This is a genomic window from Paraburkholderia edwinii, from assembly GCF_019428685.1.
In the GTDB taxonomy this organism is placed as follows: Bacteria; Pseudomonadota; Gammaproteobacteria; order Burkholderiales; family Burkholderiaceae; genus Paraburkholderia; species Paraburkholderia edwinii.
Genome location: NZ_CP080095.1, coordinates 2265452 through 2289671, shown reverse-complemented (window position 1 = coordinate 2289671; position 24220 = coordinate 2265452). Strand labels below are relative to the sequence as shown.

22 protein-coding genes and 1 other RNA gene are annotated in these 24220 nt (G+C 63.7%); 8 read left to right on the top strand and 15 right to left on the bottom strand.

From position 1 onward, the window contains the following. Nucleotides 1-7: 7 nt before the first annotated feature. Nucleotides 8-1420, bottom strand: a complete 1413-nt coding sequence (gene rlmD / locus KZJ38_RS10180; protein ID WP_219800215.1) for a 23S rRNA (uracil(1939)-C(5))-methyltransferase RlmD — start codon at nt 1418-1420, stop codon at nt 8-10. Nucleotides 1421-1566: 146 nt separating this feature from the next. On the opposite strand from rlmD, the gene KZJ38_RS10175 reads away from it, so the two are divergent. Beyond that, nucleotides 1567-2430 (top strand): endonuclease/exonuclease/phosphatase family protein, encoded by an 864-nt coding sequence (locus tag KZJ38_RS10175; RefSeq protein WP_219799921.1) that lies wholly within the window; start codon nt 1567-1569, stop codon nt 2428-2430. Between the two features lie 120 nt (nt 2431-2550). Here the strand turns inward: KZJ38_RS10175 and KZJ38_RS10170 are convergent, their stop codons facing one another. The 13 genes from KZJ38_RS10170 to ffs all read right to left on the bottom strand — a co-directional run bounded on the left by KZJ38_RS10170 (nt 2551) and on the right by ffs (nt 16003). Continuing rightward, nucleotides 2551-3327, bottom strand: a complete 777-nt coding sequence (locus KZJ38_RS10170; protein WP_219799920.1) for a 3'-5' exonuclease — start codon at nt 3325-3327, stop codon at nt 2551-2553. 4 nt (nt 3328-3331) lie between these two features. Next, on the bottom strand, nt 3332-4441 hold the full coding sequence (rpoS, locus tag KZJ38_RS10165; protein WP_219799919.1) for an RNA polymerase sigma factor RpoS: 1110 nt from the start codon (nt 4439-4441) through the stop codon (nt 3332-3334). 12 nt (nt 4442-4453) lie between these two features. After that, complete coding sequence (locus tag KZJ38_RS10160) at nt 4454-5425, bottom strand: peptidoglycan DD-metalloendopeptidase family protein (RefSeq protein ID WP_425518337.1); 972 nt, start codon at nt 5423-5425, stop codon at nt 4454-4456. A gap of 5 nt (nt 5426-5430) precedes the next feature. Beyond that, nucleotides 5431-6507, bottom strand: a complete 1077-nt coding sequence (locus tag KZJ38_RS10155) for a protein-L-isoaspartate(D-aspartate) O-methyltransferase (protein ID WP_219799918.1) — start codon at nt 6505-6507, stop codon at nt 5431-5433. Further along, on the bottom strand, nt 6504-7262 hold the full coding sequence (surE, locus tag KZJ38_RS10150; protein WP_219799917.1) for a 5'/3'-nucleotidase SurE: 759 nt from the start codon (nt 7260-7262) through the stop codon (nt 6504-6506). Before surE ends, KZJ38_RS10155 begins: the two co-directional genes overlap by 4 nt. A 285-nt stretch (nt 7263-7547) precedes the next feature. Next, nucleotides 7548-8372, bottom strand: a complete 825-nt coding sequence (locus tag KZJ38_RS10145) for an ABC transporter permease (RefSeq protein ID WP_219799916.1) — start codon at nt 8370-8372, stop codon at nt 7548-7550. Between the two features lie 38 nt (nt 8373-8410). After that, a complete protein-coding gene (locus tag KZJ38_RS10140; protein ID WP_219799915.1) occupies nt 8411-9223 on the bottom strand; it encodes an ABC transporter ATP-binding protein in 813 nt (270 codons plus the stop codon). Between the two features lie 10 nt (nt 9224-9233). Beyond that, nucleotides 9234-10274, bottom strand: a complete 1041-nt coding sequence (locus KZJ38_RS10135; protein WP_219799914.1) for an ABC transporter substrate-binding protein — start codon at nt 10272-10274, stop codon at nt 9234-9236. Between the two features lie 52 nt (nt 10275-10326). Beyond that, entirely contained in the window at nt 10327-11577 is a 1251-nt protein-coding gene (locus KZJ38_RS10130; protein ID WP_219799913.1) for a CaiB/BaiF CoA transferase family protein, read from the bottom strand. Between the two features lie 57 nt (nt 11578-11634). After that, nucleotides 11635-12231: a recombination mediator RecR gene (recR, locus tag KZJ38_RS10125; protein ID WP_219799912.1), complete on the bottom strand. Its 597-nt coding sequence runs from the start codon at nt 12229-12231 to the stop codon at nt 11635-11637. A 45-nt stretch (nt 12232-12276) separates the two neighbouring features. Next, nucleotides 12277-12603 (bottom strand): YbaB/EbfC family nucleoid-associated protein, encoded by a 327-nt coding sequence (locus KZJ38_RS10120; protein ID WP_219799911.1) that lies wholly within the window; start codon nt 12601-12603, stop codon nt 12277-12279. Nucleotides 12604-12844: 241 nt separating this feature from the next. Continuing rightward, nucleotides 12845-15550 carry a DNA polymerase III subunit gamma/tau gene (dnaX, locus tag KZJ38_RS10115; protein ID WP_219799910.1) on the bottom strand — a complete coding sequence of 902 codons (2706 nt, stop codon included), beginning with the start codon at nt 15548-15550 and terminating at the stop codon, nt 12845-12847. 354 nt (nt 15551-15904) lie between these two features. Further along, nucleotides 15905-16003, bottom strand: an RNA gene (ffs, locus tag KZJ38_RS10110) — signal recognition particle sRNA small type. Between the two features lie 369 nt (nt 16004-16372). Here ffs and trxA point away from each other — a divergent pair. From trxA to KZJ38_RS10075, 7 genes are all read left to right on the top strand, one after another. Beyond that, nucleotides 16373-16699, top strand: a complete 327-nt coding sequence (trxA, locus tag KZJ38_RS10105) for a thioredoxin TrxA (RefSeq protein WP_006048864.1) — start codon at nt 16373-16375, stop codon at nt 16697-16699. Between the two features lie 392 nt (nt 16700-17091). Beyond that, the gene (gene rho, locus KZJ38_RS10100) at nt 17092-18357 is read left to right on the top strand and encodes a transcription termination factor Rho (protein ID WP_219799909.1); all 1266 of its coding nucleotides are present in this window, start codon (nt 17092-17094) and stop codon (nt 18355-18357) included. A 244-nt stretch (nt 18358-18601) separates the two neighbouring features. Next, complete coding sequence (locus KZJ38_RS10095) at nt 18602-19441, top strand: M90 family metallopeptidase (protein ID WP_219800212.1); 840 nt, start codon at nt 18602-18604, stop codon at nt 19439-19441. Between the two features lie 162 nt (nt 19442-19603). After that, nucleotides 19604-19867 carry a type B 50S ribosomal protein L31 gene (locus tag KZJ38_RS10090; protein WP_075158829.1) on the top strand — a complete coding sequence of 88 codons (264 nt, stop codon included), beginning with the start codon at nt 19604-19606 and terminating at the stop codon, nt 19865-19867. A gap of 39 nt (nt 19868-19906) precedes the next feature. Next, the gene (locus KZJ38_RS10085; RefSeq protein ID WP_219799908.1) at nt 19907-20494 is read left to right on the top strand and encodes a hypothetical protein; all 588 of its coding nucleotides are present in this window, start codon (nt 19907-19909) and stop codon (nt 20492-20494) included. Between the two features lie 60 nt (nt 20495-20554). Continuing rightward, nucleotides 20555-22315 carry an ArnT family glycosyltransferase gene (locus KZJ38_RS10080; protein ID WP_219799907.1) on the top strand — a complete coding sequence of 587 codons (1761 nt, stop codon included), beginning with the start codon at nt 20555-20557 and terminating at the stop codon, nt 22313-22315. Nucleotides 22316-22323: 8 nt separating this feature from the next. Beyond that, a complete protein-coding gene (locus KZJ38_RS10075; protein ID WP_246641708.1) occupies nt 22324-23727 on the top strand; it encodes an MATE family efflux transporter in 1404 nt (467 codons plus the stop codon). Between the two features lie 51 nt (nt 23728-23778). Here KZJ38_RS10075 and KZJ38_RS10070 read toward each other — a convergent pair whose 3' ends face one another. Further along, on the bottom strand, nt 23779-24192 hold the full coding sequence (locus tag KZJ38_RS10070) for a carboxymuconolactone decarboxylase family protein (protein ID WP_219799905.1): 414 nt from the start codon (nt 24190-24192) through the stop codon (nt 23779-23781). Nucleotides 24193-24220 lie beyond the last annotated feature (28 nt).

Below are 24220 nucleotides of genomic sequence, written 5' to 3'. Positions count from 1 at the left end.
GATCCAATCAATCGCGTTCGAAAAGCGCAATCGATTCGACGTGCGACGTATGCGGGAACATGTTGACCACGCCCGCGCCCTTCAGCCGATACCCGGCTTCATGCACGAGCAGCCCCGCGTCGCGGGCGAGCGTCGCCGGATTGCACGACACATAGACGATGCGCCGCGGCAGCGGCCCCTCGCCGCTTTGCGCGATATCGGCGAGCGCCTTCGACACCGCAAGCGCGCCCTCGCGCGGCGGGTCGACGAGGAACTTGTCGAAGTGCCCTAAAGCGCGCATATCGTCGGCGCTGACTTCGAACAGATTGCGGCTTGCAAACGATGTGTGTCCGTCGACGCCGTTTTCCTTCGCGTTGGCAAGCGCCCGCGCCGTCAAGGTTTCGCTACCTTCGATGCCGACCACTTCGCGCGCCAGTCTCGCGAGCGGCAAGGTGAAGTTGCCGATGCCGCAAAACAGATCGAGCACGCGATCGTTTCTGGCCGGCGCCAGCAACCGCAACGCGCGGCCCACGAGCACGCGGTTGATCTGGTGATTGACCTGCGTGAAGTCCGTCGGCAGAAACGGCATGCGGATACCGAACTCGGGCAGCGTGTAATCGAGTTGCGCGTGAAGCGGATAGAACGGCACGACCGAATCCGGGCCCTTCGGCTGCAGCCAGAACTGCACGTTGTGCGCGTTGGCGAATTCGCGCAGCAGCTGTTCGTCCGCGGCGTTGATCGGTTCGAGCACGCGCAGCACGAGCGCCGTGACCGTCGCGCCGACCGCGAGTTCGATCTGCGGCATGCGATCGCGAATCGACAGGCCTTCAACCATTCTGCGCAGCGGCACGAGCAGATCCGACACATGCGGCGGCAGCACTTCGCAGCTCGTCATGTCGGCAACATAACTGCTCTTGCGCTCGTGGAAACCGACCAGCACGCCGCCCTTTTTCACGACGTTACGCACCGTCAGACGCGCCCGGTAGCGATAGCCCCACGACGGCCCATGGATCGGGCGGAAAATCGTCTCGGCACGCAGCTTCGCGAGATGCGCGAGGTTGTCCTCGAGCACGCGCTGCTTGACGGCGATCTGCGCGCGCACGTCGAGGTGCTGCATCGAACAGCCGCCGCAGGTGCCGAAGAAGCGGCACTGCGGCCTGGTACGAATCACGCTTTCACGCAGGATATCGACCGCAACGGCCTGTTCGAAACTCGGCTTCCTTCTATAACTCGAATAGGTGACGCGCTCGCCGGGCAGCGCGCCTTCGACGAAGATGACCTTGCCCGGCGTGCCGTCTTCGGTGACGGTGCGGCCGACGCCGCGCGCTTCCATGTCGAGCGACTCGATGTCGAGTTCGGGCAGTACGGCGGGCGCCAGCGCCGCCACGCCCGCTTTCGCGGCTTTGCGTGTTGCCGCCTTGGTCGGCGCGGGGTTTGCCATGGGGTTCGGCGCAGCGCCCGCGGTCGGGCTTGCGTCGGCGGATGGGGCTTCGCGGGGAACGGTTTGAGACACCAGCAACTTCCTGACAGACGGTGAAGTAAAGGCGAGATTGTAGACGAACGGGAACCTCGAACGGAGATTTGACGATGCGACTGATTAGCTGGAATGTCCAGTGGGGACGCAGCGCGAGCGGCGACGTCAGCCTGCCGCGCATGGTGAACGAGGCGAAGCGCCTCGCCGACTTCGACGTGCTCTGCATGCAGGAGGTGACGCGCGGCTTCAACGTGCTCGCGGGCCATCCGGGCGACGACCAGTTCGCCGAACTCGCCGACGAGTTGCCCGGCTACACGGTGCTCGATGTGATCGGCGCCGATCTCGCGCCATTGAAGCTCGACGGGCCGAGCGCGCCGCGCAGGCAGTTCGGCAATGCGCTCGCCACACGGCTGCCCGTGGAACGCGTGATTCGCCACTCGCTGCCGTGGCCGGCCGACGCCGACGCGCCATCGATGCAGCGCGTCGCGCTCGAAGCCGTGCTGCGCGCGCCGAGCGGACCGCTACGCATCATCGTCACGCATCTCGAGTTTTACTCGCTGCCGCAGCGGCTCGCGCAGGTCGATGCGTTGCGGCATATGCAACAGGAAGCGGCTCAGCATGCCGCGCACCCGGCGCCCGCGGAAAATGCGATCGGGCCGTTCGTCGACACGGCGCGGCCGGTAAGCGCGATCGTCTGCGGCGATTTCAACAGTGCGTATGACAGCGATGCGTATCGGCGCATGATCGCGCCGCTCGACGGCAGCCCGTCGTTTATCGATGCGTGGGCGACACTGCATCCCGGCGCGACGCCGCCGCCGACCGCGGGTGTCTACGACACCGAGCAGTGGCAAGACGGGCCGCTTACGTGCGACTTCGTGTTCGTCACGGACGATCTGCGCGGCAGGCTGCGCAGCTGCGAGATCGACGGCGCGACGCGTGCGTCCGATCATCAGCCGGTCGTGCTGGAGATTGATTGAGCCGGAGAGCTCGGTGAGCACGATGAGCGCGAGCAAACGATGCGTCGCTCGCGCCTCATTTATCACCGCTCCCGCGCTGTTGCAGTGCAGGAGCGGTGAACGCAACCGCCGCGCGAAAGCCTAGCCGTCGAACGCAGCCAGATACTCGGCCCAATGCGCGGCCGACTCCTGCGCGAGCGAATTCTTCACGAATGCGATTTCGTCGGCATATTCTTCGGCCGAAAAACCACCGCGCATCAGTTGAAACCGGCAATACAGCAGATACGTGTTGACCACGTCCGTTTCGCAATAATTGCGAATTTCCTCGATACGTCCCTGCTGGAACGCCTGCCACACCTGGCCGCCGTCCATGCCGAGCTTGCCGGGAAAGCCGCACAGCTTCGCCAGCGCATCGAGCGGCGCGTTCGCGCGCGCCTGATACATCGCAAGCACGTCCATCAAGTCGGTGTGACGCGCGTGGTAGCGGCTGATGTAGTTATTCCACTTGAACTCGCGGTCGTCTTCGCCAAGGTCCCAGTAACGGCTTGCCGTCACGCCGTTCACGAGCGCGCGATAGTGCAGCACGGGCAGGTCGAAGCCGCCGCCGTTCCACGATACGAGCTGCGGCGTGTACTTTTCGATCACGCGAAAAAACGACTGGACGAGCACCGCTTCACCGTCGGTGGGCGTACCGAGGGAACGCACGCGAAAGCCGTTGTCGTCGCGAAACACGCATGAAATCGCCGCGATCCGCTGCAAATGATGCGGCAGGAAATCGCCGCCCGTCTTTTCGCGGCGCGCGGCGAATGCGAACTCGGCGACTTCGGTATCGGATAAGGTGGCGGGCAAATCTTCAAGCCGGCGAATGCCGGCGACATCGGGAATCGTCTCGATGTCGAATACGAGAATGGGCGTCATCAGGTTAGAGAACGGCGTCCTTGCGCACGCCATTGGACGCGAAGAAGCGCTTGAGCCGCACCAGCGCTTCCTGCTGGATCTGCCGCACGCGTTCGCGCGTCAGGCCCATTTCGTCGGCCAGTTCCTCGAGCGTGGCTGGCTCGATATGGTTCAGGCCGAAACGGCGCTCGATCACATGGCGATGCTTGTCGGACAGGCGCGCAAGCCATGCGCGTGTAAGCGTTTCCAGTTCGCGATGCTGGACTTCGGCATCGGGCGACTGGCTCTGGTCGTCGGACAACAGATCGAGCAGACTGCTGGCCGGATCGAGATCGAGCGGCGCATCGAGCGATGCGGTGTGCTCGTTCAGCGCGAGGATGTCGGTCACTTCGTCGCTGGTCTTGCCGGTCAGATACGCGATGTCGTCGATGCTCGCGTCGCGACGGTCCGCCGCTTCGCCCGAATTCATCGAGTTCTTTTCCAGATGGCGCTTCGCGCGCAACACCTGGTTCAGTTCGCGAATGACATGCACGGGCAGCCGCACCGTGCGCGCCTGATTCATGATCGCGCGCTCAATGCTCTGGCGAATCCACCATGTGGCATATGTCGAAAAACGGAAACCGCGCGTCGGGTCGAACTTCTCGATGGCATGCATCAGGCCGAGATTGCCCTCTTCGATCAGATCGAGCAGCGGCACGCCGCGGTTCAGATATCCCTTTGCAATGCTCACCACGAGCCGCAGGTTGCGCTCGATCATGACCTGGCGGGCCTCGAACTCGCCCGCCTTCGCGAGGCGCGAAAAACGCTGCTCTTCCTCGACAGTGAGGAGCGGCTTGACGCTGATCCGGTTCAGATAGTGCTGGATCGTATCCGCGGTCAGTTCGGCCTGCAGCAGCGCGCGAAAGTCGTCGGCATCCGACGGGGAATCGTTTGCGCCTTCGCGCGCGTCCGAGCCTTCGCTTTCGCTGTCGTCGCCGCCCGAACGGCGGTCATCGGAATCGCTGGCCCCGTTGTCGAGGTCCTCGATGCTGTCGTCGTCCTGGTCCGAAGCGCCCGTGTCTTCCACCGATACATGCGTGGCACGGCTGATCGTCTCAGTCTCGGCTTGCGGTGGTTGGCGCTTCGATTTCGGCATGGTCGTAATCGCTTATTGCGGCGGCAAATACTTCAGTGGGTCGACAGGCTTGCCCTGCCGGCGAACTTCGAAATGCAACATCACGCGGTCGGAATCGCTGTTGCCCATCTGGGCGATCGTCTGCCCCTTCGTGACCGCGTCCCCCTCTTTTACCATCAAAGCACTGTTATGTGCATAGGCGGTAAGGTACGTAGCATCATGTTTGATGATAATGAGATTGCCGTAACCGCGCAGCCCATTTCCGGCATAAACGACCCGGCCGTCCGCGGAAGCCTTGACCGGTTCGCCCATGCTTCCGCCGATATTCAAACCTTTGTTTTTAGAATCGTCAAACGTGTTGAGCAGCGGACCGCGCACCGGCCACGCAAATGTCACGTTGCCCGCGGCCGCCGTCGCGTCGCTCGACGCGGCCGGCGGCTGCGGCGGAATCGTCGTGGCGGTCGCGCCGGGCGCGTTGCTGGTTGCGCCGTAGAGCGGCGGCTGCGCGACGCCCGCCGCGGCCGGCGCGGACGATCCACCGACCGGCGCACCCACCTGCGCACCGGCGATCGGCGCGCTTTGCACCGCACCACCCGCGATCGGCGCCGTCGCGACGCCCGGCGTTGCAGCCGTCGGGGTCGTGCCCGGGGGCGCGACGCGCAGCAACTGGTCGACTTCGATCTGGTTCGGGTTGGTCAGATTGTTCCACGTCGCGATGTCGCGATAATTCTGGCCGTTTTCGAGCGCGATCCGATACAGCGTATCGCCCGGTTTCACCCGGTAGTAACCCGGAGGCGGCGGGCCGAGCGGCGCCGGCGGCTGCGCCGCCTGTTGCGCGGCCCCGGTGCCGAGCGCGCCTGAGCGATCGACGACCGGCGCATTGTCCAGACGCGTCGCGCAGGCCGCGAGCAGCGACAGCGCGAGTACGCACACACCACGTTGAGCCACGGTCAGACGGACATTCGTGCTGGTTCTTTGCATCGTGCGCAGCTTACTGATAGTCATCGGATTCAAATCACTCCGGATTTTAAGGGTACAAAGAAAACGCGATCAAGCCGCGACTCCCGCCATTGCGCGGGCCCCGTGCGTTCGACGAGCGTGAGCACCTGCGTCTGACCGTCCTGCGTGCCGACCGGCGCGACGAGCCGCGCACCGATCGCCAGTTGTTCGAGCAACGCCTGCGGCACGTCGAGGCCCGCCGCGGCGATCACGATCGCATCGAACGGCGCCGCCGCCGGCAAGCCGATGCGGCCGTCGCCGTAATGCAAGCGAATGTTCGGAATACGCAATGGCCGCAGATTCGTCTTCGCGCGCTCGTATAACGGCCTGATGCGCTCGATCGAATACACGTCGCGCGCAACCTGGCTCAATACTGCCGCCTGATAGCCGCAGCCGGTGCCGATTTCGAGCACGTTGTTGAGTTCGCGCCCTGCCGCGGCCAGCTCGATCATCCGCGCGACCACCGACGGCTTCGAAATAGTCTGGTGATGGCCGATCGGCAACGCCGCGTCTTCGTAAGCCTGGGTCGCGAGGCCCGGGTCGACGAACATGTGGCGCGGCACCGTCGCCATCGCATCGAGCACACGCGGGTCGGTTACGCCGTTGGCTCGCAGCCGTTCGACCATGCGCTCGCGCACCCGTTCCGAGGTCAGCACGTGCGCGCGGTTCAGCGCGACATTCGGCGCGCCGGCACGCTCAGGCGTGGCAGGCAGCCGCAGCGCGGGTTGCGGGCGCGGGCTCTCGGTGCGTTTGGCGGAGCCGTTAGCAGGCTCGTTGCGCTTCACAACAGGATTGACAGCAGGATGCACAGCGGGCTTCGCGGCAGGCTTCACCGCGGGCTTCACAACCGGTTTCACTGCATTCACAGCAGGTTTCGCAGTAACCACGGCACGTGCGCCGCGCGCACCGGCGCCAACAGCCGAAGCAGCACCTGGCTTGCCCAAGCCGCCGGGCCCCCCCGACAAGCGGCCATCGACGGCCGCGGTTTTCACGGCGCGTGTGTCACCCGAACGCGCTTCGCTTCGGCGCGGTTCGCGCACCAGGTCTTCGAGGCCCAGCGGAAAGCGCTTCGCGCGCTCGCCCGTCATGAAGCGCCGCTCCCGGCGTGCGCCCAGTCGCGTGTCGCGGACAGCATCTCGGTATGCGTGAGATCGAGTTGTAACGGCGTGATCGACACATGCCCGTGTGCGACCGCGTGAAAGTCGGTGCCTTCGCTTGCGTCGCGCGCGCTGCCCGACGGGCCGATCCAGTAGATCGGCTCGCCGCGCGGATTGGTCTGGCGGATCACCGGCTGCGACGGATGCCGTTTTCCGAGACGCGTAATGCGCCACTCGCGCAACTGTTCGTACGGCAAGTTCGGAATATTGACGTTAAGAAGCGGGTGTCCGGGCAGCGGCGCGTCGAGATAATGTTTGACGATTTCGGCAGCAACGCGCGCCGCGGATTCGAGATGCGTCCAGTCTTTATCGACGAGCGAAAATGCGATAGCCGGCACATTGAACATGACGCCTTCGGTCGCGGCGGCGACCGTGCCCGAGTACAGCGTGTCTTCGCCCATGTTCTGGCCGTTGTTGATGCCCGACACCACGAGGTCCGGCGTATGGTCGAGCATGCCGGTCAGTGCGATGTGAACCGAATCGGTCGGCGTGCCGTTCACGTAATAGAAGCCGTTCGCGGAACGCAGCACCGACAACGGCCGCGACAGCGTCAACGAATTCGATGCGCCGCTGCAATTTTGCTCGGGCGCCATCACGGTGACGTCGGCAAGCGGCTTCAACGCTTCGTAGAGCGCCGCGAGACCCGGCGCCAGATAACCATCGTCGTTGCTGAGTAGGATTCGCATCCGGCGATTGTAACCGAGGAAACAAGGCACGCGGACGACATGGCGTGGTGCGATTGCCTCTCCCGCGACACCCGCGCAACACTCGTGCAACACCCGCACAACACCCGCTCGACATGCACGCGTCATGCACGCGTCATGCATGTGCCGACAGACGGCGCGTGCTTCATAGCATCCAGACAACCTCCACGCAACGCGCCGCGATGCGAGTGTCGACAGCCCGGCGCGCACGGTCGTTCGAGCGTGCTTACGGTCTGCCATACGCGTGTGGTGATCCGCACATCACGTTCAGAGCTTTTCGGTTTCGCCGCTCGATGGCTGCCACTTCATGAAGCGCCGCTCGATCACGCCGACGAGTCCGTCGAGAATCAGCGCAAACGCAGTCAGCACGAGAATGCCGGCGAACACGGTGTTGATATCGAACGTGCCTTCGGCCTGCAAAATCAGATAACCGACACCGCGCGCCGAGCCCAGATACTCGCCGACCACCGAACCGACGAACGCGAGCCCGACCGACGTATGCAAGCTCGAAAACACCCAGCTCATTGCGCTGGGCAGATACACATTGCGCAGCAGTTGCTGACGATTCGCGCCAAGCATGCGCGCGTTGGCGAGCACGACCGGGCTCACCTCCTTCACGCCCTGATAGACGTTGAAGAACACGATAAAAAACACGAGCGTCACGCCAAGCGCAACCTTCGACCCGATGCCGAGACCGAACCAGACGCCGAAGATCGGTGCGAGAATCACGCGCGGCATCGAATTCGCCGCCTTGATGTACGGATCGAGCAACGCGCTCGCAACCGGCGCCAACGCGAGCCACAAGCCGACCGCAAGCCCGAGCACGGTGCCGATCACAAACGCGAGCACGGTCTCGACGAGCGTGATCCACAAGTGAATATAGATCTCTCCCGACGTGAACCACTGCCAGATCCGCACGAGCACTTTCTGCGGCTCGCCGAACAGGAACGCGGCCTTGTTCGGGTCGTCGAAGTAGAACGCCGGCAGCAGCGTCGGGCTCGTCAGCACATACCAGAGCACGAAGCAGAGCACGAGCAGCAGCCATTGCCAGATCGCGAGATTCGCCCGGTTCGGACGCAGCATCTTCCACATGAGTCGTCAGGTCCTTTCGCTGTTCGCGGGCGCGCCGCTCATACCGCTTTCAGTTGCTGCTGATAGCCTTTCAACACTTCGTCGCGCAACACGCTCCATATTTGCGCATGCAGTTCGACAAAGCGCGCGTCCGAGCGGATTTCGGCAACGTCGCGCGGGCGTTGCAGATCGATCGTGAATTCGCCGATCGGCCGCGTCGCCGGCCCCGCCGACAGTACGACGACGCGATCGGACATCGCGATCGCTTCGTCGAGATCGTGCGTGATGAAAAGCACGGCCTTGCGTTTCGCGGCCCACAAATCGAGCAGTTCGTTTTCCATCAGCTGGCGCGTCTGGACATCGAGCGCGGAGAACGGCTCGTCCATCAGCACGATGTCGGGATCGAGAATCAGCGTCTGCGCCATTGCGACACGCTTGCGCATGCCGCCCGACAGTTGATGCGGATAACGGTCGCCGAAACCGCCGAGCCCGACGCGCTTCAACCAGGCCTGCGCGCGTTCGCGCGCTTCGGCGCGCGGCACGTTGTGAAACGACAGCCCTGCCATGACGTTATCGAGCGCGGAACGCCACGGCATCAGCGCATCGGCCTGGAACATATAGCCCGCGCGGCGGTTGATGCCGCTCAAAGGTTCGCCGAACACGCTGACCGAGCCCGACGATGGCACGAGCAGACCCGCGCCGACGTTCAGCAAGGTCGACTTGCCGCAGCCGGTCGGGCCGACCACCGAGACGAATTCGCCGGGCGCGATACGCAGCGTCGCATCTTTGACAGCGGTGTATCGCGCGCCGCGCTCGTCGCGCGAAGCGAATGTGCAGGTGATGTTGTCGAGTGCGAGTGCGGGAACCGTCATCGTCGCGCACCTAGACCTTGACCGTGGCGAGCGCCTTCTTCACGAAATCGTTGGTCCACGCCTTCGACAGATCGATCGGCTTGCCCTGCACTGTGGCGTCGAACGCCTGCAGCGTTTTCAGCGATGTGGCCGGGCCGTCGGCCGGCATCAGGCCATCGGGCGAGATGGCGGGCTTCACGTGCTGCCATGCGGCGATATAGAGCGCGCGGTCGCCGAGCAGATACGACTCGGGCACGGCATTCGCGACATCGCTGTCGCTCGCCGTTTGCAGCCATTTGAGCGCGCGCACCATCGCATTGGTCAGTGCCTGCGTTGTGTTCGGATTCTTGTCGATGAAACTTTGCGAGGCGTACAAGCAGCCGGCCGGCATATCGCCGCCGAATACCGCGCGCGTATCAGCGAGCGTGCGCGTATCCGAGATCACGCGAATGTCGCCCGCGCGTTCGAGCTTCGTCATCACCGGATCGAGATTCGCGAGCGCATCGATCTGCCCGGCCTGCAGCGCGGCCACCGCGCCGGCGCCCGCCCCCACGCCGATAAACGACACATCCTTCGCGGTGAGGCCTGCCTTGGCGAGCACAAAGCTCGCCATGATCGACGTCGACGAACCCGGCGCCGTCACGCCGATCTTCTTGCCTTTCAGATCGGCGATCGACTTGTAATTCGGCATCGTTTTCTTCGATACCGCGAGCACGATTTGCGGTGCGCGCCCTTGCAGCACGAATTCGCGGAACATCTGATGCTGCGCCTGCAGCAGCAGCGTGTGTTCGAACGCGCCCGACACGACGTCCGCGCTACCGCCGACGGCCGCCTTCAAGGCCTGCGAACCGCCCGCGAAATCGGAGATCTCGACGTCGAGCCCTTCGTCCTTGAAATAGTTGCGCCGCTCGGCGATGGTCAGCGGCAGGTAGTAGAAGAGGTTCTTGCCGCCTACCGCGATCGCGACCTTGCGCGTTTCGAGTTTGGCCTGGCTGAACGCAAAGGGCGTATGGGCAGCGAGCACCGTACCCGCGAGCGCCGCACTGCCGGTCAGAAAGGTTCTGCGTTGCATCGTTGCAATCTCCGGTTCTTTTCTACTTGTGGTGCGCGCTGACAGAGCCGTGTCACACAATCTGTTGCGCGTGCAACCTTGCGATGTGGTCCGCATCATAACCTAGCGATTGCAGGACCTCGTCGGTATGCTCGCCGAGCTTCGGACCGAGCCAGCGCGTATCGCCGGGCGTAACCGAAAACTTCGGCGTGACAGCGGGCAATGCGATGTCCTTGCCGTCCTGCCACTTGAAAGTCTGGATCATCTGCCGCGCGATGTATTGCGGATCGGCGAACATGTCCGCGACGCTGTAGATGCGGCCGGCCGGCACGTCGGCCGCGTTGAGCACGTCGAGCGCTTCGTCGATCGTACGCGTCGATAGCCAGGCGGCGATCGCGCCGTCGATTTCCTGCGTGCGCGGCACGCGGCCATCGTTATGCGTGAGCTCAGGATCGTTCGCCAGATCGTCGCGGCCGATCGCCAGCATCAGGCGCTTGAAGATCGGATCGCTATTACCGCCGATCACAATGCTGCCGTCGCGGCACGGATACGTATTGGACGGCACGATGCCCGGCAACGATGCGCCCGTGCGCTCGCGCACCATGCCGTAGACACCGTACTCGGGCACGACGCTCTCCATCATGTTGAAGACCGCCTCGTACAGCGCGATGTCGACGACCTGCCCTTTGCCGCCGTTCACCTGCCGGTGATGCAGTGCCATCAGCGCGCCGATCACGCCGTGCAGCGCCGCGATCGAATCGCCGATCGAGATGCCGATGCGCGGCGGCGGCAGATCGGGGTAGCCGGTAATGTGCCGCAAGCCGCCCATCGCTTCGGCGATCGCGCCGAAACCCGGCCGGTCACGATACGGACCGCTCTGGCCATACCCGGAGAGCCGCACCATCACGAGGCCCGGATTGTCGGCCGACAGGACGTCATAGCCGAGATCGAGTTTCTCGAGCAGCCCGGGGCGAAAATTCTCGATGACGATGTCCGCTTCCTTCGCGAGACGCCGCACGATTTCCTTGCCCTCGTCGGCCTTCAGGTTCACGGTCACCGATTTCTTGTTGCGCGCCTGCACGGCCCACCAGAGCGACGTGCCGCCCGCTTCGGGATACAGCTTGCGCCATTTGCGCAGCGGATCGCCGCCCTTCGGGTCTTCGATCTTGATCACGTCGGCGCCGAATTCGCCGAGAAAGCGCGCGGCGAACGGACCGGCGATCAGGGTGCCGAGTTCGAGCACCTTCACGCCTGCCAGCGGACCGCCGGCGTGGGGGGTGTCGGTGGTGGAGGGGGCGTTCGGCGCGTCGTTCGTTGCGTTCATGGCTGTCCTTCGATCGTGGGTTACACCGAACTACGTCGAACTACGAGCTGCATCGAACTACATCGAACGCCGGTCGAGCATCGCGCGCGCAATCGTGCCCGCGTCGACATACTCGAGCTCGCCGCCGACCGGCACGCCGCGCGCCAGACGCGTGACCGACAGGCCGCGCGCCTTCAGCGTCTGGCCAAGATAATGCGCGGTCGCTTCGCCTTCGTTCGTGAAGTTGGTGGCAAGCACGACTTCCTTGACGACGCCATCGGAGGCGCGCCTGACCAGCCGGTCGAAATGGATTTCCTTCGGTCCGATGCCGTCGAGCGGGCTCAGACGTCCCATCAGCACGAAATAGAGACCGCGGTACGTCATGGTCTGCTCGAGCATGATCTGGTCGGCCGGCGTTTCGACGACGCACAACAGCGTCGGGTCGCGTTCGGGATCGCTGCAGACTTCGCAGATCTGCGCTTCGGTGAACGTGTTGCACTTCTCGCAATGCTGCAGATGCTCGGTCGCATAGAGCAGCGAACGGCCGAGCTTCTGCGCGCCGTCGCGATCGTGCTGCATCAGGTGATACGCGATGCGCTGCGCGGACTTCGGCCCGACTCCGGGCAGCGCGCGCAGCGCTTCGACGAGCGCCGACAAGGCGGAGGGTTGTTTCATGCGGATTTCTGCGTGCGAATGCCGGGCCCGGATAACGACCGTGGTTTAGAAAGGCAGCTTGAAGCCCGGCGGCAGCGGCAGGCCGGCGGTCATGCCGCCCATCTTTTCCTGCGCGGTCGTTTCGGCCTTGCGCACCGCATCGTTGAACGCGGCGGCAACGAGGTCCTCGAGCATGTCCTTGTCGTCGGTGAGCAAGGACGGATCGATCGACACGCGGCGCACGTCGTTCTTGCAGGTCATCGTCACCTTCACGAGACCGGCGCCCGACTGGCCCTCGACCTCGATCTGCGCGAGCTCCTCCTGCATCTTCTTCATGTTTTCCTGCATCTGCTGGGCCTGCTTCATCAGTCCCGCGAGTTGGCCTTTCATCATGGACGTGCTCCTTCTTGATCGTATGGAATGCGCGGATCGCTTCAGTGTTCAGTGTCGTAAAGCGCCGCAAGTTAGCTTGGGGGTCGCGCCTCGGTTCGTGCCTCGGTTTCGTGCTACAGGTTCGCGGTTTGGCTTCGTGGATTGAGTTCGCGGTTTGAGTTCAAATACGGTCCGGTTCGGGCCGGTATTGTTGGCTTCTGACTATTCGTGTCCGTAGTTCGGTTCTGGCCAGGGCAGTCAATCAGTGCGCGGCGCTCGCACCACTGCCCGCGCCGCCTTGCGCCGCCGGCATCAACGGACGGATCGAGCCCGGCACGATGCTCGCGCCGAATTCGCGAATCAGCGACTGCACGAATGGGTCCGCGCCGATCTCGCGCTCGGCTTCCTGCTGACGCTGCGCGCGCGCCGCCGCATCGACTGCGGCTGCCGTGCGGCGCGCCGGCCCGACTTCGACGACGACCTCGACCGGACGGCCAAGCCGTTCGGCCAGCGCGGCCTTCAGCTTTGCGACCTGCGCCGCATCCGCGTACTGCGGGACCGGCACGTTGAGCTTGAGCGTTGTGCCGTCGAGCGCCATCAACTCGCTATTGAATGCGAGCTGATAGGAAATGCCCTTTAGCGGCAACCCCGCGGCGAGCGCCGGCCAGTCGCCCTCGACACCGAGTGCGTCGAGCGGCACGGCCGGCGGCAGCGGACGCGTGTCGACGACAGGCGCGGGCGCGGCAGGCGCGCTCACGCGAACGTCGTTGGCGCCGCTGTCGAAGACCGGCGCAAAGCCATCGTCAGGTGGCGCGAAAAACGCGTCGTCCGCGGACATCGGGACGTAGTCGTCCAGCGCGCCAGGGGCGTCCGGAGGAATCTCTTCCCAAGGCGGGACGGTGGCGCTACTGCCTGAGTTTGCGTTTCCACTCCCGCGCGATGGCGCGGCGCCCTGCTGCTGCGCCTGCGCGCGGCGCGCGGGATCGGGCGTCGGTACGACGACGCGTGGTGCGGCCGGCTTAGGCGCGGCCGGTGCGGCTTTCGCAGGCGCGGTTGACGCGGCCGCGCTCGCCCTGCCGCCGCCCGACAGCTTCATGCCGGCGTTGCGCAATACGTCGAGTGCGGCGCTCGCGCCGCCAGCGCGGCGTGGCGCATCGTCGGAAAGGTGCGTTGACGGTTGTGTCGAAGATGGCGTCGACGACGGATTCAGATCCTGCTCCTGCGTCGCCGCGTCGGTGAAACGCTGTTGCGCGGCGCTAGCGGAGGGCGTTGGGAGTGACTCTGCTACTTCGTCGGGTTCGCTAGCGCTGCTCGTCGTGCTTGCATTACTTGCATCAGCGTCAGCGCGGGCCGTCTCTGCCGCCTGTGCCATCTGCGCGCCGCCTTCGGCGACGTCGGGGATTTCAGCACCGGACACCACCGATTTAGCCGCTTCGGCTTGCTCCGGTGTCGAAGCCGATGAGGCATTCGCCGCGCGCGCGTCTTGCTGGGTAACTGCTTCCGCCGAATCGGCATTGCCGCCGGATAGTGTGCTGCCTGCGCCAGCCGCAGCCGCTTGCTGCCCACGCGCTTCGTGCGCGGGATCGCGCGTCGTCGCCGTCTGGGCGGCAGACACCGCATCTGCGTTCGCAAGGCCCGCTTTTGCGGTATCGGCCAATGCCGCGGTTTGCGCTTGCGACGCCTCACCGCGTCCCGTCTCGGCGGCCTGCGCGGCCACTGCCTGCGATATTGCCGCACGCCCCGCCGTCGGCGTCGGTTGCGCGACAGCCTGTTGCGCAGTCACCGCGGGCGCGCCCGAGCGCCGGCCGCCGGCCGCCCCGCTCTGACTACCCGGCCGCGCAGCGGATGCCGGCCCGCCACCCGTAGCGCCTCCACCACCGCCGACCGCCGGTTCGAACGCGAGCATGCGGAGCAAGGTCATCGTGAAGCCCGCGTATTCGTCGGGTGCGAGACCGAGTTCGCCTCGCCCGATTGTCGCGATCTGATAGAACAGTTGCACCTGCTCGGGGCTCAATGCATCGGCGAAACGTCGCACATCCGCGGCCTCCGGCCATTCGTCGAGCACCGACGACGGCGCGAACTGCGCCCAACCGACCCGGTGCAGCAGGCTCGCAAGATCCTGCAGCGCCGTCGAAAACGACAGGCTGCGCAGCGCCATTTCGTCGGACACCGCGAGCACCGCTGGACCGTCGTTCGCCGCGAGCGCATCGAGCAGCCGGATCAGATAGCTCTGGTCGAGCGCCCCCAACATGCCGCGCACCGCTTCTTCGGTCACCTGGTTCGCCGAATACGCAATAGCCTGATCGGTCAGCGATAACGCATCGCGCATCGAGCCGTCCGCCGCGCGCGCCAGCAGCCGCAGCGCCTGGGCTTCGAACGTGATCTGCTCTTCGCCGAGAATGTGCTCGAGATGCGACACGATATGGCCGGCCGGCATCTGCTTCAGGTTGAACTGCAGGCAGCGCGAGAGCACCGTCACCGGAATTTTCTGCGGATCGGTGGTGGCCAGAATGAATTTGACATGCGGCGGCGGTTCTTCCAGCGTCTTCAACATGGCGTTGAATGCGTGGTTCGTCAGCATGTGCACTTCGTCGATCATATAGACCTTGAAGCGCGCATCGACCGGCGCATAGACCGCACGCTCGAGCAGCGCCGCCATTTCGTCGACCCCGCGATTGCTCGCCGCATCCATCTCGACGTAATCGACGAAGCGCCCTTCGTCGATTTCGCGACACGCACGGCAGACGCCGCACGGCGTGGCGGTGACGCCGGTTTCACAGTTGAGCGCTTTCGCGAAGATGCGCGACAGCGTCGTTTTGCCGACGCCGCGTGTGCCGGTGAACAGATAGGCGTGATGCAGACGGCCACCGTCGAGCGCATGCGTGAGCGCGCGCACCACGTGCTCCTGTCCGACGAGCGACGCGAAATCTTTCGGCCGCCACTTGCGTGCGAGAACTTGATAGGTCATCGGGAAATTGTATCAGCAACGCATAGGCGCAAAGCCGGTTCGGCCGTGCGCGGCAAAGGGAATGCGAGAAACGGGTTTGCGGCGCTCTATTGTATTTGGCTAATGGGCCGATAGAAAACGGCCTTTAGCGCGATTAGCGTGAGGTGACGCGATCGTGCCGCGCACGAAAACGTGTGAAGCGGAAAACGTGGGGCGAATGAAGCAACGCCGGCGCGCAAGCGATGACCGGAAAGCAATGGCCGAAGCGATGCGGAACGCCATGTTCACGCGACTCACAGGCGGCGCACAAAAACGCTGAGGAAGGGAAAACCGAGAAAACGGATAAACCGGGGATAAGCAGGAGAGAAAGCGGAAGGTGACGAGCCCGACCCTCGGCACTGGTGGAAAACGGCTGTGGCTGCTTCGTTCCCGACCTGACCAGGTTGACCGCACCTCCATGCGAGGAGGCCCGTCACGTCGCATTCTATCATCGCCCCAGCAAATCTCCTAACCCTTGTGTTAGCCGCCGCCACCTCCAGATACGGTTCGGAAGGAGCGGCGCAACGTTGCGGCAAACCCGCTGCAAGGCGCCGATCCTGCTGTCCGGAATGGGTACTATCACCACGGGCAGCACATAGCGAATTAGGCTAAACTGCGTGCAAGTGACCCGTAAAGCCAAGCGCCGAGCGCCTTCGCAGGTTCTTAGCAGCCAGTCCCAGCAGACCTTCGAACGTCATTCGGCAGAGCCTTTCTTTGCGGTAAAGCGAACGGAGATTTTCTTCAGTTTTGATGTATCGTGGCGAGCATTCAGGCAGGCCTCGAACCGGATGAGGTATTCAGACAATGAGCGAACAAATCAAGCACATCAGCGACGCATCGTTCGAACAGGACGTCGTGAAATCGGATAAACCTGTACTGCTCGATTTCTGGGCGGAATGGTGCGGCCCGTGCAAAATGATTGCACCGATCCTCGACGAAGTCGCAAAAGACTACGCAGACCGCTTGCAGATCGCGAAGATCAACGTCGATGAGCATCAGTCCACGCCGGTGAAGTTCGGCGTGCGCGGCATCCCGACGCTGATTCTCTTCAAGAACGGCGCGGTTGCCGCACAGAAGGTCGGCGCGCTGTCGAAGTCGCAACTCACCGCGTTCCTCGACGGTAACCTTTAAGCAGTTTTTAATTGATCGATTAGCCGGTCGTTTTATTGCGGCGGTTTTATTGTCGTGTTTTGTGATCGGCTAATCGTGCGGGTGTAGCAGTTTCGTGGGTGTAGCAATTTCGTTACCCCGCCCGCTCCCCCACCCGGTCTGCTGCGCGGTAAGCGTGCATTCCGGGTGAGATGGTGTCGCTGCCCCTCCACGTTCTGCGTTCAATGGTCTGTTGTTGTCGGCTGACAACACGGATAAAACAAAGCGGCCGGTCCGCCACGCAAGCTGGAGCAGGCGTGTGCTATGCTAGAATTCACAAAACGTCGAAAAGACGATTAAGTCCCTGAGCGGTTCCGCTCAACTCTCCTCCCAGATTTCTTTTCAGGTCGCACCTTCTCCTGCGGGTTCTCCGTATGCATTTATCCGAGCTTAAGACTCAACACGTGTCACAGTTGATCGAAATGGCCAATGGCCTTGAGATCGAAAGTGCGAACCGCCTGCGCAAGCAGGAATTGATGTTCGCCATTCTCAAAAAGCGCGCGAAGACGGGCGAAACGATCTTCGGTGACGGCACGCTCGAAGTGCTGCCGGATGGTTTCGGTTTCCTGCGCTCGCCGGAAACGTCCTATCTCGCGAGCACGGACGATATTTACATCAGTCCGTCACAAATCCGCCGCTTCAATCTGCATACGGGCGATACGATTGAAGGCGAAGTGCGCACGCCGAAAGACGGCGAACGCTATTTCGCGCTGGTGAAAGTCGACAAGGTCAACGGCCAGCCGCCGGAGGCGTCGAAGCACAAGATCATGTTCGAGAATCTGACGCCGCTGCACCCGAACAAGGTGCTGCTGCTCGAACGTGAAATGCGCGGTGAAGAAAACGTCACGGGCCGCATCATCGACATGATCGCGCCGATCGGCAAAGGCCAGCGCGGCCTGCTCGTCGCGTCGCCGAAGTCGGGCAAGACCGTGATGCTTCAGCACATCGCGCATGCGATCAAGCAGAACCATCCGGACGTCGTGCTGTTCGTGCTGCTGATCGACGAACGTCCTGAAGAAGTGACGGAAATGCAGCGCTCGGTGGCGGGCGAAGTGATCGCGTCAACGTTCGACGAACCGGCCGCGCGTCACGTGCAGGTCGCCGAAATGGTGATCGAAAAAGCGAAGCGCCTCGTCGAAATGAAGAACGATGTCGTGATTCTGCTCGACTCGATCACGCGTCTCGCGCGCGCCTACAACACGGTCGTGCCGGCATCGGGCAAGGTGCTCACGGGCGGTGTCGATGCGAACGCGCTGCAGCGTCCGAAGCGCTTCTTCGGCGCGGCGCGCAACATCGAGGAAGGCGGCTCGCTCACGATTATCGGCACCGCGCTGATCGAAACCGGCAGCCGCATGGACGATGTGATCTACGAAGAGTTCAAGGGCACCGGCAATATGGAAGTGCACCTCGAACGGCGTCTCGCGGAAAAGCGCGTCTATCCGTCGATCAATCTGAACAAGTCCGGCACGCGCCGCGAAGAACTGCTGATCAAGCCCGAGATCCTGCAAAAGATCTGGGTGCTGCGCAAGTTCATCCACGACATGGACGAAGTCGAAGCAATGGAATTCCTGCTCGACAAGATCCGCCAGACCAAGAACAACTCCGAGTTCTTCGACATGATGCGGCGCGGCGGCGGCTAACGCACTCGCCTGCTTCGAACCGGCGCCGCAGGTCGGCGCTTCGATCCGCGCCTCATGCTTGAACACGCCCGCTTTCGCGGGCGTATTTCATTGAGCGTGAGCGAGCGATCCCGCACTATCGGGTGTCGTCATTCGCATGACCGGCAGCGGCGCGATTAAAATCGTCGCTGTCTGCAAAACCCTTGGCCAGAAAACCGACGTCGCGCCGTCGCGCCATCAGGCAATGACGTCGCCGCCTTCAGCAATGCTCTCGAAACTGACTCAGTGGATCGACACACGCCGCCGCGAGCGCGCGCTGCGCACGCACGCCGTGTCCGACGCGCTGTGGCAAAAGACGCTCGCCGGCCTGCCGTTTCTCGCGCGGCTCGATCCGGACGACCAGTTGCGCCTGCGCGAGATGACGAGCCTCTTTCTCGCGCAAAAAGAACTCTCAACCGCGCATGAGCTCGAGCTGACCGACGAGATTTGCGTCGCGATCGCCGTGCAGGCTTGCCTGCCGGTGCTCAATCTCGGCCTCGAGCTGTATCGCGGCTGGGTCGGCATCATCGTTTATCCGGGCGAGTTCGTGATCCGCAAGACGGTCGAAGACGAAGACGGCATCGTCCATGAAGTCGAACACGATGCGAGCGGCGAAGCATGGGAAGGTGGTCCGGTCGTGCTGTCATGGGAAGACGCGCAGATGACCGACGGCAGCGACGCCTACAACGTCGTGATTCACGAATTCGCGCATAAGATCGACATGGTGACGGGCGACGCGGACGGCCATCCGCCGCTCTTCCGGCGGCTGCACGCGCCGCTCGACAGCGCCGCGTGGGCCGACGTGTTCGACCATGCGTACGATCATTTCTGCGCGAAAATCGACGCGGTGCCGGAGCGCCGCTGGGCGCGTTTCGAGCGCGAATCGCTGATCGATCCGTACGCGGCCGACCACCCGTCCGAATTCTTCGCGGTCTGCAGCGAAGCGCTGTTCGTCAAGCCGCGCGAATTCGAGGCCGAATACCCCGAACTCTACCGGCTGCTGGCCTGTTACTACCGGCAGGATCCGGCCAGAACCGGCGTGCTGCAGACAACGGCCGCAGATTAGAAATATCTGACGAAATTCTCGTCAAGCGACTGATTTTCTGGCATAATCGCCGTTTTTCGACCTTAGGCAAGTGGCTTACGGATTCATAAACTGAGCGCACGTTTCGCGCATCAGGCGCATCAGGATTCGCAGGCTGGCTACCGCCCGATCACAGGAAAGACCATGAAAGAAGGCATCCACCCGAATTACCGCGAAGTGCTGTTCGAAGACATGTCGAACGGCTTCAAGTTCGTGACGCGCTCGACCATCCAGACGCGCGACACCGCTGAATTCGAAGGCAAGAGCTACCCGCACGCGAAGATCGAAGTGTCGTCGGAATCGCACCCGTTCTACACGGGCCAGCAGAAGATCATGGACACGGCCGGCCGCGTCGAGAAGTTCAACAAGAAGTTCGGCGCCCGCGCAACGGGCAAGGCGACGAAGTAAGCGCGCTTCACCAACTTCGCCGCAGCGGGACGACACGCAATGCTCGACCCGCGCGACAAGGCACCAGAAAGGGCAGCACACGCTGCCCTTTTTTATCGTCTGGACGAAACCGGCCCTCGCCCGCTCCGTAACCGCACCGTGCTTGATTGCCACGCAAGCGCGGGCATCGCGTTTAATCACGCAAAGCGGAAAAAGCGCACCAGGCGGAACAGGCATCACGCGGATGCATACCGGATTCGCGCGGGCGGCAAGCCATGCGGGCCCAAACGTCGGACGCTCAACCGGTGCGTGCTGCAGATCATCACGCCTCTCCAGACAGCCATTCCCGGTCGTCCGCCGAACCGCAAAACCCGACCCGCAAAAGACAATGCAGCGGGCAACGCCGCGCGCAACTCAGCGCGCACCGCAGCAAAACCACCGTCGGCGACGCGCCGTTGTCAACACCCAGTTGTCTGCGCGCCATGCCGCCTGTTACACGTTCATGACGTGCAGCGCCCCGCACGTCTACAATGCCGGATGCTCAAAACCGGCCGGGTTTGCGCGCCGCATGCCGGGACCCACCCGCTGGCGAACTCCGTGTTCAACACCGAGGTTGCCCCGCTGCCCAACCGCTTGCTGTTCAATTAGCTGCGCACCGTGCGTCCATCGCGTCCCGGAAAAACGCTTCATCACGATCAATAACACCGCATGAGACCCGTTGTCCGACTCACCGCCTCCGCGACCAGCGCCTTACCGCGCTCCCTGCTGCTCGCCATCTGCGTGATCTACGCATCGTTCGGCCTGTTCGGCCGCGACCCGTGGAAGAACGAGGACGCGGCCGGCTTCGGCGTGATGTGGACGATGGCCAACGGCAACCTGCACGACTGGCTGTTGCCGAATCTCGTCGGCAAATTCATCACGTCGGATGGACCGCTCGGCTACTGGTTCGGCGCCCTCGCGATCCGCGCGCTCGCTCCGTTGGTCGACGCGAGCAATGCATCGCGCGTCTTCACGGGCCTGCTGTTTTGTGCGGCCTGCGCGTTCGTCTGGTACGGCGCGTATCTGCTCGGCCGGCGGCCCGAAGTGCAGCCTTTCAAATATGCGTTCGGCGGCGAACCGGAACCGCGCGACTACGGCCGCACACTCGCCGACGGCGCGCTGCTGATTCTGCTCGCCTGCTTCGGCCTCGCTGAGCGCGGTCACGAGACCACGCCCGCGCTCGCGCAGTTCTTCTGTATCTCGATGCTCGTCTACGGCCTCGTGCGCATGCTCGACAAGCCGATACAGGGCACGCTGATCTGGGGCGGCGGCCTCGGCCTCGTCATGCTGACGGGCAGCCCGGTGCTGGTAGGCGCGTTACTGGTCGGCACGTTCGTCATGACGCTGATCGTGCGCGAAGCGCGCACCCGGTGGCTGCTGATCGCGGGCCTGCCCGTTGCGCTCGCGCTGTCGATATCGTGGCCGATCGCCGTGCTCGCTGCGTTTCCGGCCGACGGCGTCTGGTTCCTGAATCAGTGGATGCGCGGCAGCCTGAACTCGTTCCAGGGCCCGTTCGGTCCGGTGCTGCTGTATGCGCTCAAGAACCTGCCGCTTTTCACGTGGCCCGCGTGGCCGCTGGCGATCTGGGCATGGATCAGCTGGTCGGGGCTGCGCCGCTCGCCGCATATCGCGATTCCGCTGGCGGTAATCGGTCCGCTGTTCGCGCTTGTCGTGCTGCAAAGCTCGGAGACGAACCGCCTCTATATGCTGCCGCTGCCCGCGCTATCGGTGCTCGCGGCATTCGCGCTGCCCACGTTGAAACGCGGCGCGATCAACGCCTTCGACTGGTTCGCGGTATTGAGCTTCACCGTGCTCGGCTCGTTCGTCTGGCTTGTCTGGCTGGCGTCGATGACGGGCTTCCCGTTCTTCCTCGCGCGCAACCTGTCGCGGCTCGTGCCCGGCTACGTGCCGCAGTTCAAGATGGTGTCGCTGATCTGCGCGATCGCGGTGACGGTGTGCTGGATGGCGCTCGTGCAATGGCGCGTCGCGCGGCATCCGAAGGTGCTGTGGCGCAGCGTCGTGCTGTCGAGCGCGGGCACCACGCTGATGTGGGTGCTGCTCATGACATTGTGGCTGCCGATCGTCAACTACAGCCGGACCTACAAGGACGTCGCGCAGCAAATCGCCGCTCATCTGCCCGAAGATTATTCGTGTATTTCGCCGGTGCGCCTCGGCAATGCGCAGATCGCGACCTTCGCCTATTTCGGCGGCATGCACTTCTCATTCACCGATGAAGACTGCGATGTGATCCTGCGCCAGGACACGCAGGACTTCGGCGAACCGAGCGCGATGCCGAATTTCGCCTGGAAGCTGGTCTGGGAAGGCCGCCGCGCGGCCGACCGCGACGAACGTTTCCGGCTCTATGTGCGGATCGACCGGCCGAAGCCACCGGTCAAACGGCGTAACGAGCGGCCCAAACTGCCGCAATGAGCGCCACGGTGAGCACCGAACCACCCCCTGGCACGCCCTTTTTCGCGGACATCCGCAAGATCGCGGTGCTCGCGTGGCCGGTGCTGATCGGCCAGCTCGCGATCATCGCGTTCGGCGTGATCGATACCGCGATGGTCGGCCGCTATTCGGCAACGGATCTGGCCGCGCTCGGACTCGGCGCCTCGATCTACATCTCGGTCTATATCACGCTGACCGGCATTCTGACCGCCTTGCAGCCGATCGTCGGTCTGTCGTATGGCGCGGGACGTCATGAGGAAATCGGCGAGGACGTGCGGCAGGCGCTATGGCTCGCCGCGGCACTGACCATCATCGGCTTTCTGATTCTGTACTTCCCCGCCCCGCCGCTACTGCAGCTCGCGCACGCGCCCGATGCACTGCGCGAGCGCACGGTCGCCTATCTGCAGATACTCGCGTTCGGGCTGCCGGCGGCGCTCGTGTTTCGCGTCTACTCCGCGCTCGCAACCGCGGTCGGCCAGCCGCGACTCGTGATGTTTCTGCAGGTCGGCGCGCTCGCGCTGAAAATACCGCTGAATCTGTGGCTGATTTTCGGCGGCCTTGGTATAGCCGCGGCCGGCGGTCCGGGCGCTGCGCTCGCGAGCACCGCGCTGAACTGGCTGCTTGGCGCGACCGCCTTGCTGCTGCTCGTGAAGCTCGACGTCTTCAGGCCGTTCGCGATTTTCGCGCGCTTCTGCTGGCCGGTCCGGCGCCGGCAGATCGCGCTACTGAAGCTCGGCATTCCGATGGGCGCGTCGTATCTGATCGAAGTGACGTCGTACACGTTCATGGCGATCTTTATCGCGCGCTTCGGCACGACGACGCTCGCCGGTCACCAGATCGCGGCAAACCTCGGCGCGGTGCTCTACATGACGCCGCTGTCGATCGGCATCGCAACGTCGACGCTCGTCGCGCGCGCGCTCGGCGCACGTCATGATGCAGCGGCGCGCACGCTCGCGCGGCACGGCATCCTGATGGCATGCGCGATCGCATGCTGCTTCTGCGTGATCGTGCTGGCGCTGCGAACGTTGATCGTCGCGGGCTATACGACAAATGAACACGTGACGGCCGCCGCGCTGCCGCTCGTGCTGATCGTCGCGATCTATCACATCTGCGACGCATTGCAGGTTACGTCGGCGTTCGTGCTGCGCGCCTATCGGATCGTGATCGTACCGACCGCGATCTACGCGGTCGCCCTGTGGGGCGTCGGGCTCGGCGGCGGGTATCTGCTCGGGTTCAACGTCGGCGGCGTCGTGCCGCCGTGGTTGACCGGCGCGCGCGGTTTCTGGGTCGCGAATACCGTGAGCCTCGCGGTGGCGGGCGTCGGGTTGCTGTTTTACTGGCACAGGGTCAGCGCGCACCCTGCGCATGCCGACGACGCTCGCGACGCGACGTAAAAAAGCGCCCCGCCCAAGCCGCGCCGGAGCGCGATTTAACGCCCGCCAGTTTCAAGTCGCCACGCCCTCTTGCGCGTCGACATGCCCGAACACCTCGCGGGCGGCAAAGAGCGCATTCAACGCGGCCGGAAAACCCGCATACACGGCCATCTGCATGAATACTTCGACGATCTCGTCGCGTGTGCATCCGACGTTGAGCGCCGCTTCAATATGCACTTTCAGCTGCGGCTGCGCATTGCCAAGCGCTGCCAGCGCGGCGATCGTCGCGATTTCGCGGGAACGCAGATCGAGCTTCGGACGACTATAAATATCGCCGAACGGGAATTCGATCAGCAGACGCGCGAAATCCGGCGCAATTGGCGCGAGCGATGCGAGCACTTTCTCTCCGGCCGCGCCGTCGATTTCCTTGAGCTTCTCCCAGCCACGCGCATAGCGCGCGTCGAGTTCGTTGTGAGTGTGTTCCATCGTGATCCTTCGCTCCGTTCAGTGTGAT

Excerpts from the sequence above, each read along its gene's own strand:
- rlmD (WP_219800215.1), bottom strand. The coding sequence starts at position 1,420 with ATGGCAAACCCCGCGCCGACCAAGGCGGCAACACGCAAAGCCGCGAAA.
- KZJ38_RS10175 (WP_219799921.1), top strand. The coding sequence starts at position 1,567 with ATGCGACTGATTAGCTGGAATGTCCAGTGGGGACGCAGCGCGAGCGGC.
- KZJ38_RS10170 (WP_219799920.1), bottom strand. The coding sequence starts at position 3,327 with ATGACGCCCATTCTCGTATTCGACATCGAGACGATTCCCGATGTCGCC.
- rpoS (WP_219799919.1), bottom strand. The coding sequence starts at position 4,441 with ATGCCGAAATCGAAGCGCCAACCACCGCAAGCCGAGACTGAGACGATC.
- KZJ38_RS10160 (WP_425518337.1), bottom strand. The coding sequence starts at position 5,425 with ATGACTATCAGTAAGCTGCGCACGATGCAAAGAACCAGCACGAATGTC.
- KZJ38_RS10155 (WP_219799918.1), bottom strand. The coding sequence starts at position 6,507 with ATGACGGGCGAGCGCGCGAAGCGCTTTCCGCTGGGCCTCGAAGACCTG.
- surE (WP_219799917.1), bottom strand. The coding sequence starts at position 7,262 with ATGCGAATCCTACTCAGCAACGACGATGGTTATCTGGCGCCGGGTCTC.
- KZJ38_RS10145 (WP_219799916.1), bottom strand. The coding sequence starts at position 8,372 with ATGTGGAAGATGCTGCGTCCGAACCGGGCGAATCTCGCGATCTGGCAA.
- KZJ38_RS10140 (WP_219799915.1), bottom strand. The coding sequence starts at position 9,223 with ATGACGGTTCCCGCACTCGCACTCGACAACATCACCTGCACATTCGCT.
- KZJ38_RS10135 (WP_219799914.1), bottom strand. The coding sequence starts at position 10,274 with ATGCAACGCAGAACCTTTCTGACCGGCAGTGCGGCGCTCGCGGGTACG.
- KZJ38_RS10130 (WP_219799913.1), bottom strand. The coding sequence starts at position 11,577 with ATGAACGCAACGAACGACGCGCCGAACGCCCCCTCCACCACCGACACC.
- recR (WP_219799912.1), bottom strand. The coding sequence starts at position 12,231 with ATGAAACAACCCTCCGCCTTGTCGGCGCTCGTCGAAGCGCTGCGCGCG.
- KZJ38_RS10120 (WP_219799911.1), bottom strand. The coding sequence starts at position 12,603 with ATGATGAAAGGCCAACTCGCGGGACTGATGAAGCAGGCCCAGCAGATG.
- dnaX (WP_219799910.1), bottom strand. The coding sequence starts at position 15,550 with ATGACCTATCAAGTTCTCGCACGCAAGTGGCGGCCGAAAGATTTCGCG.
- trxA (WP_006048864.1), top strand. The coding sequence starts at position 16,373 with ATGAGCGAACAAATCAAGCACATCAGCGACGCATCGTTCGAACAGGAC.
- rho (WP_219799909.1), top strand. The coding sequence starts at position 17,092 with ATGCATTTATCCGAGCTTAAGACTCAACACGTGTCACAGTTGATCGAA.
- KZJ38_RS10095 (WP_219800212.1), top strand. The coding sequence starts at position 18,602 with ATGCTCTCGAAACTGACTCAGTGGATCGACACACGCCGCCGCGAGCGC.
- KZJ38_RS10090 (WP_075158829.1), top strand. The coding sequence starts at position 19,604 with ATGAAAGAAGGCATCCACCCGAATTACCGCGAAGTGCTGTTCGAAGAC.
- KZJ38_RS10085 (WP_219799908.1), top strand. The coding sequence starts at position 19,907 with ATGCTCGACCCGCGCGACAAGGCACCAGAAAGGGCAGCACACGCTGCC.
- KZJ38_RS10080 (WP_219799907.1), top strand. The coding sequence starts at position 20,555 with ATGAGACCCGTTGTCCGACTCACCGCCTCCGCGACCAGCGCCTTACCG.
- KZJ38_RS10070 (WP_219799905.1), bottom strand. The coding sequence starts at position 24,192 with ATGGAACACACTCACAACGAACTCGACGCGCGCTATGCGCGTGGCTGG.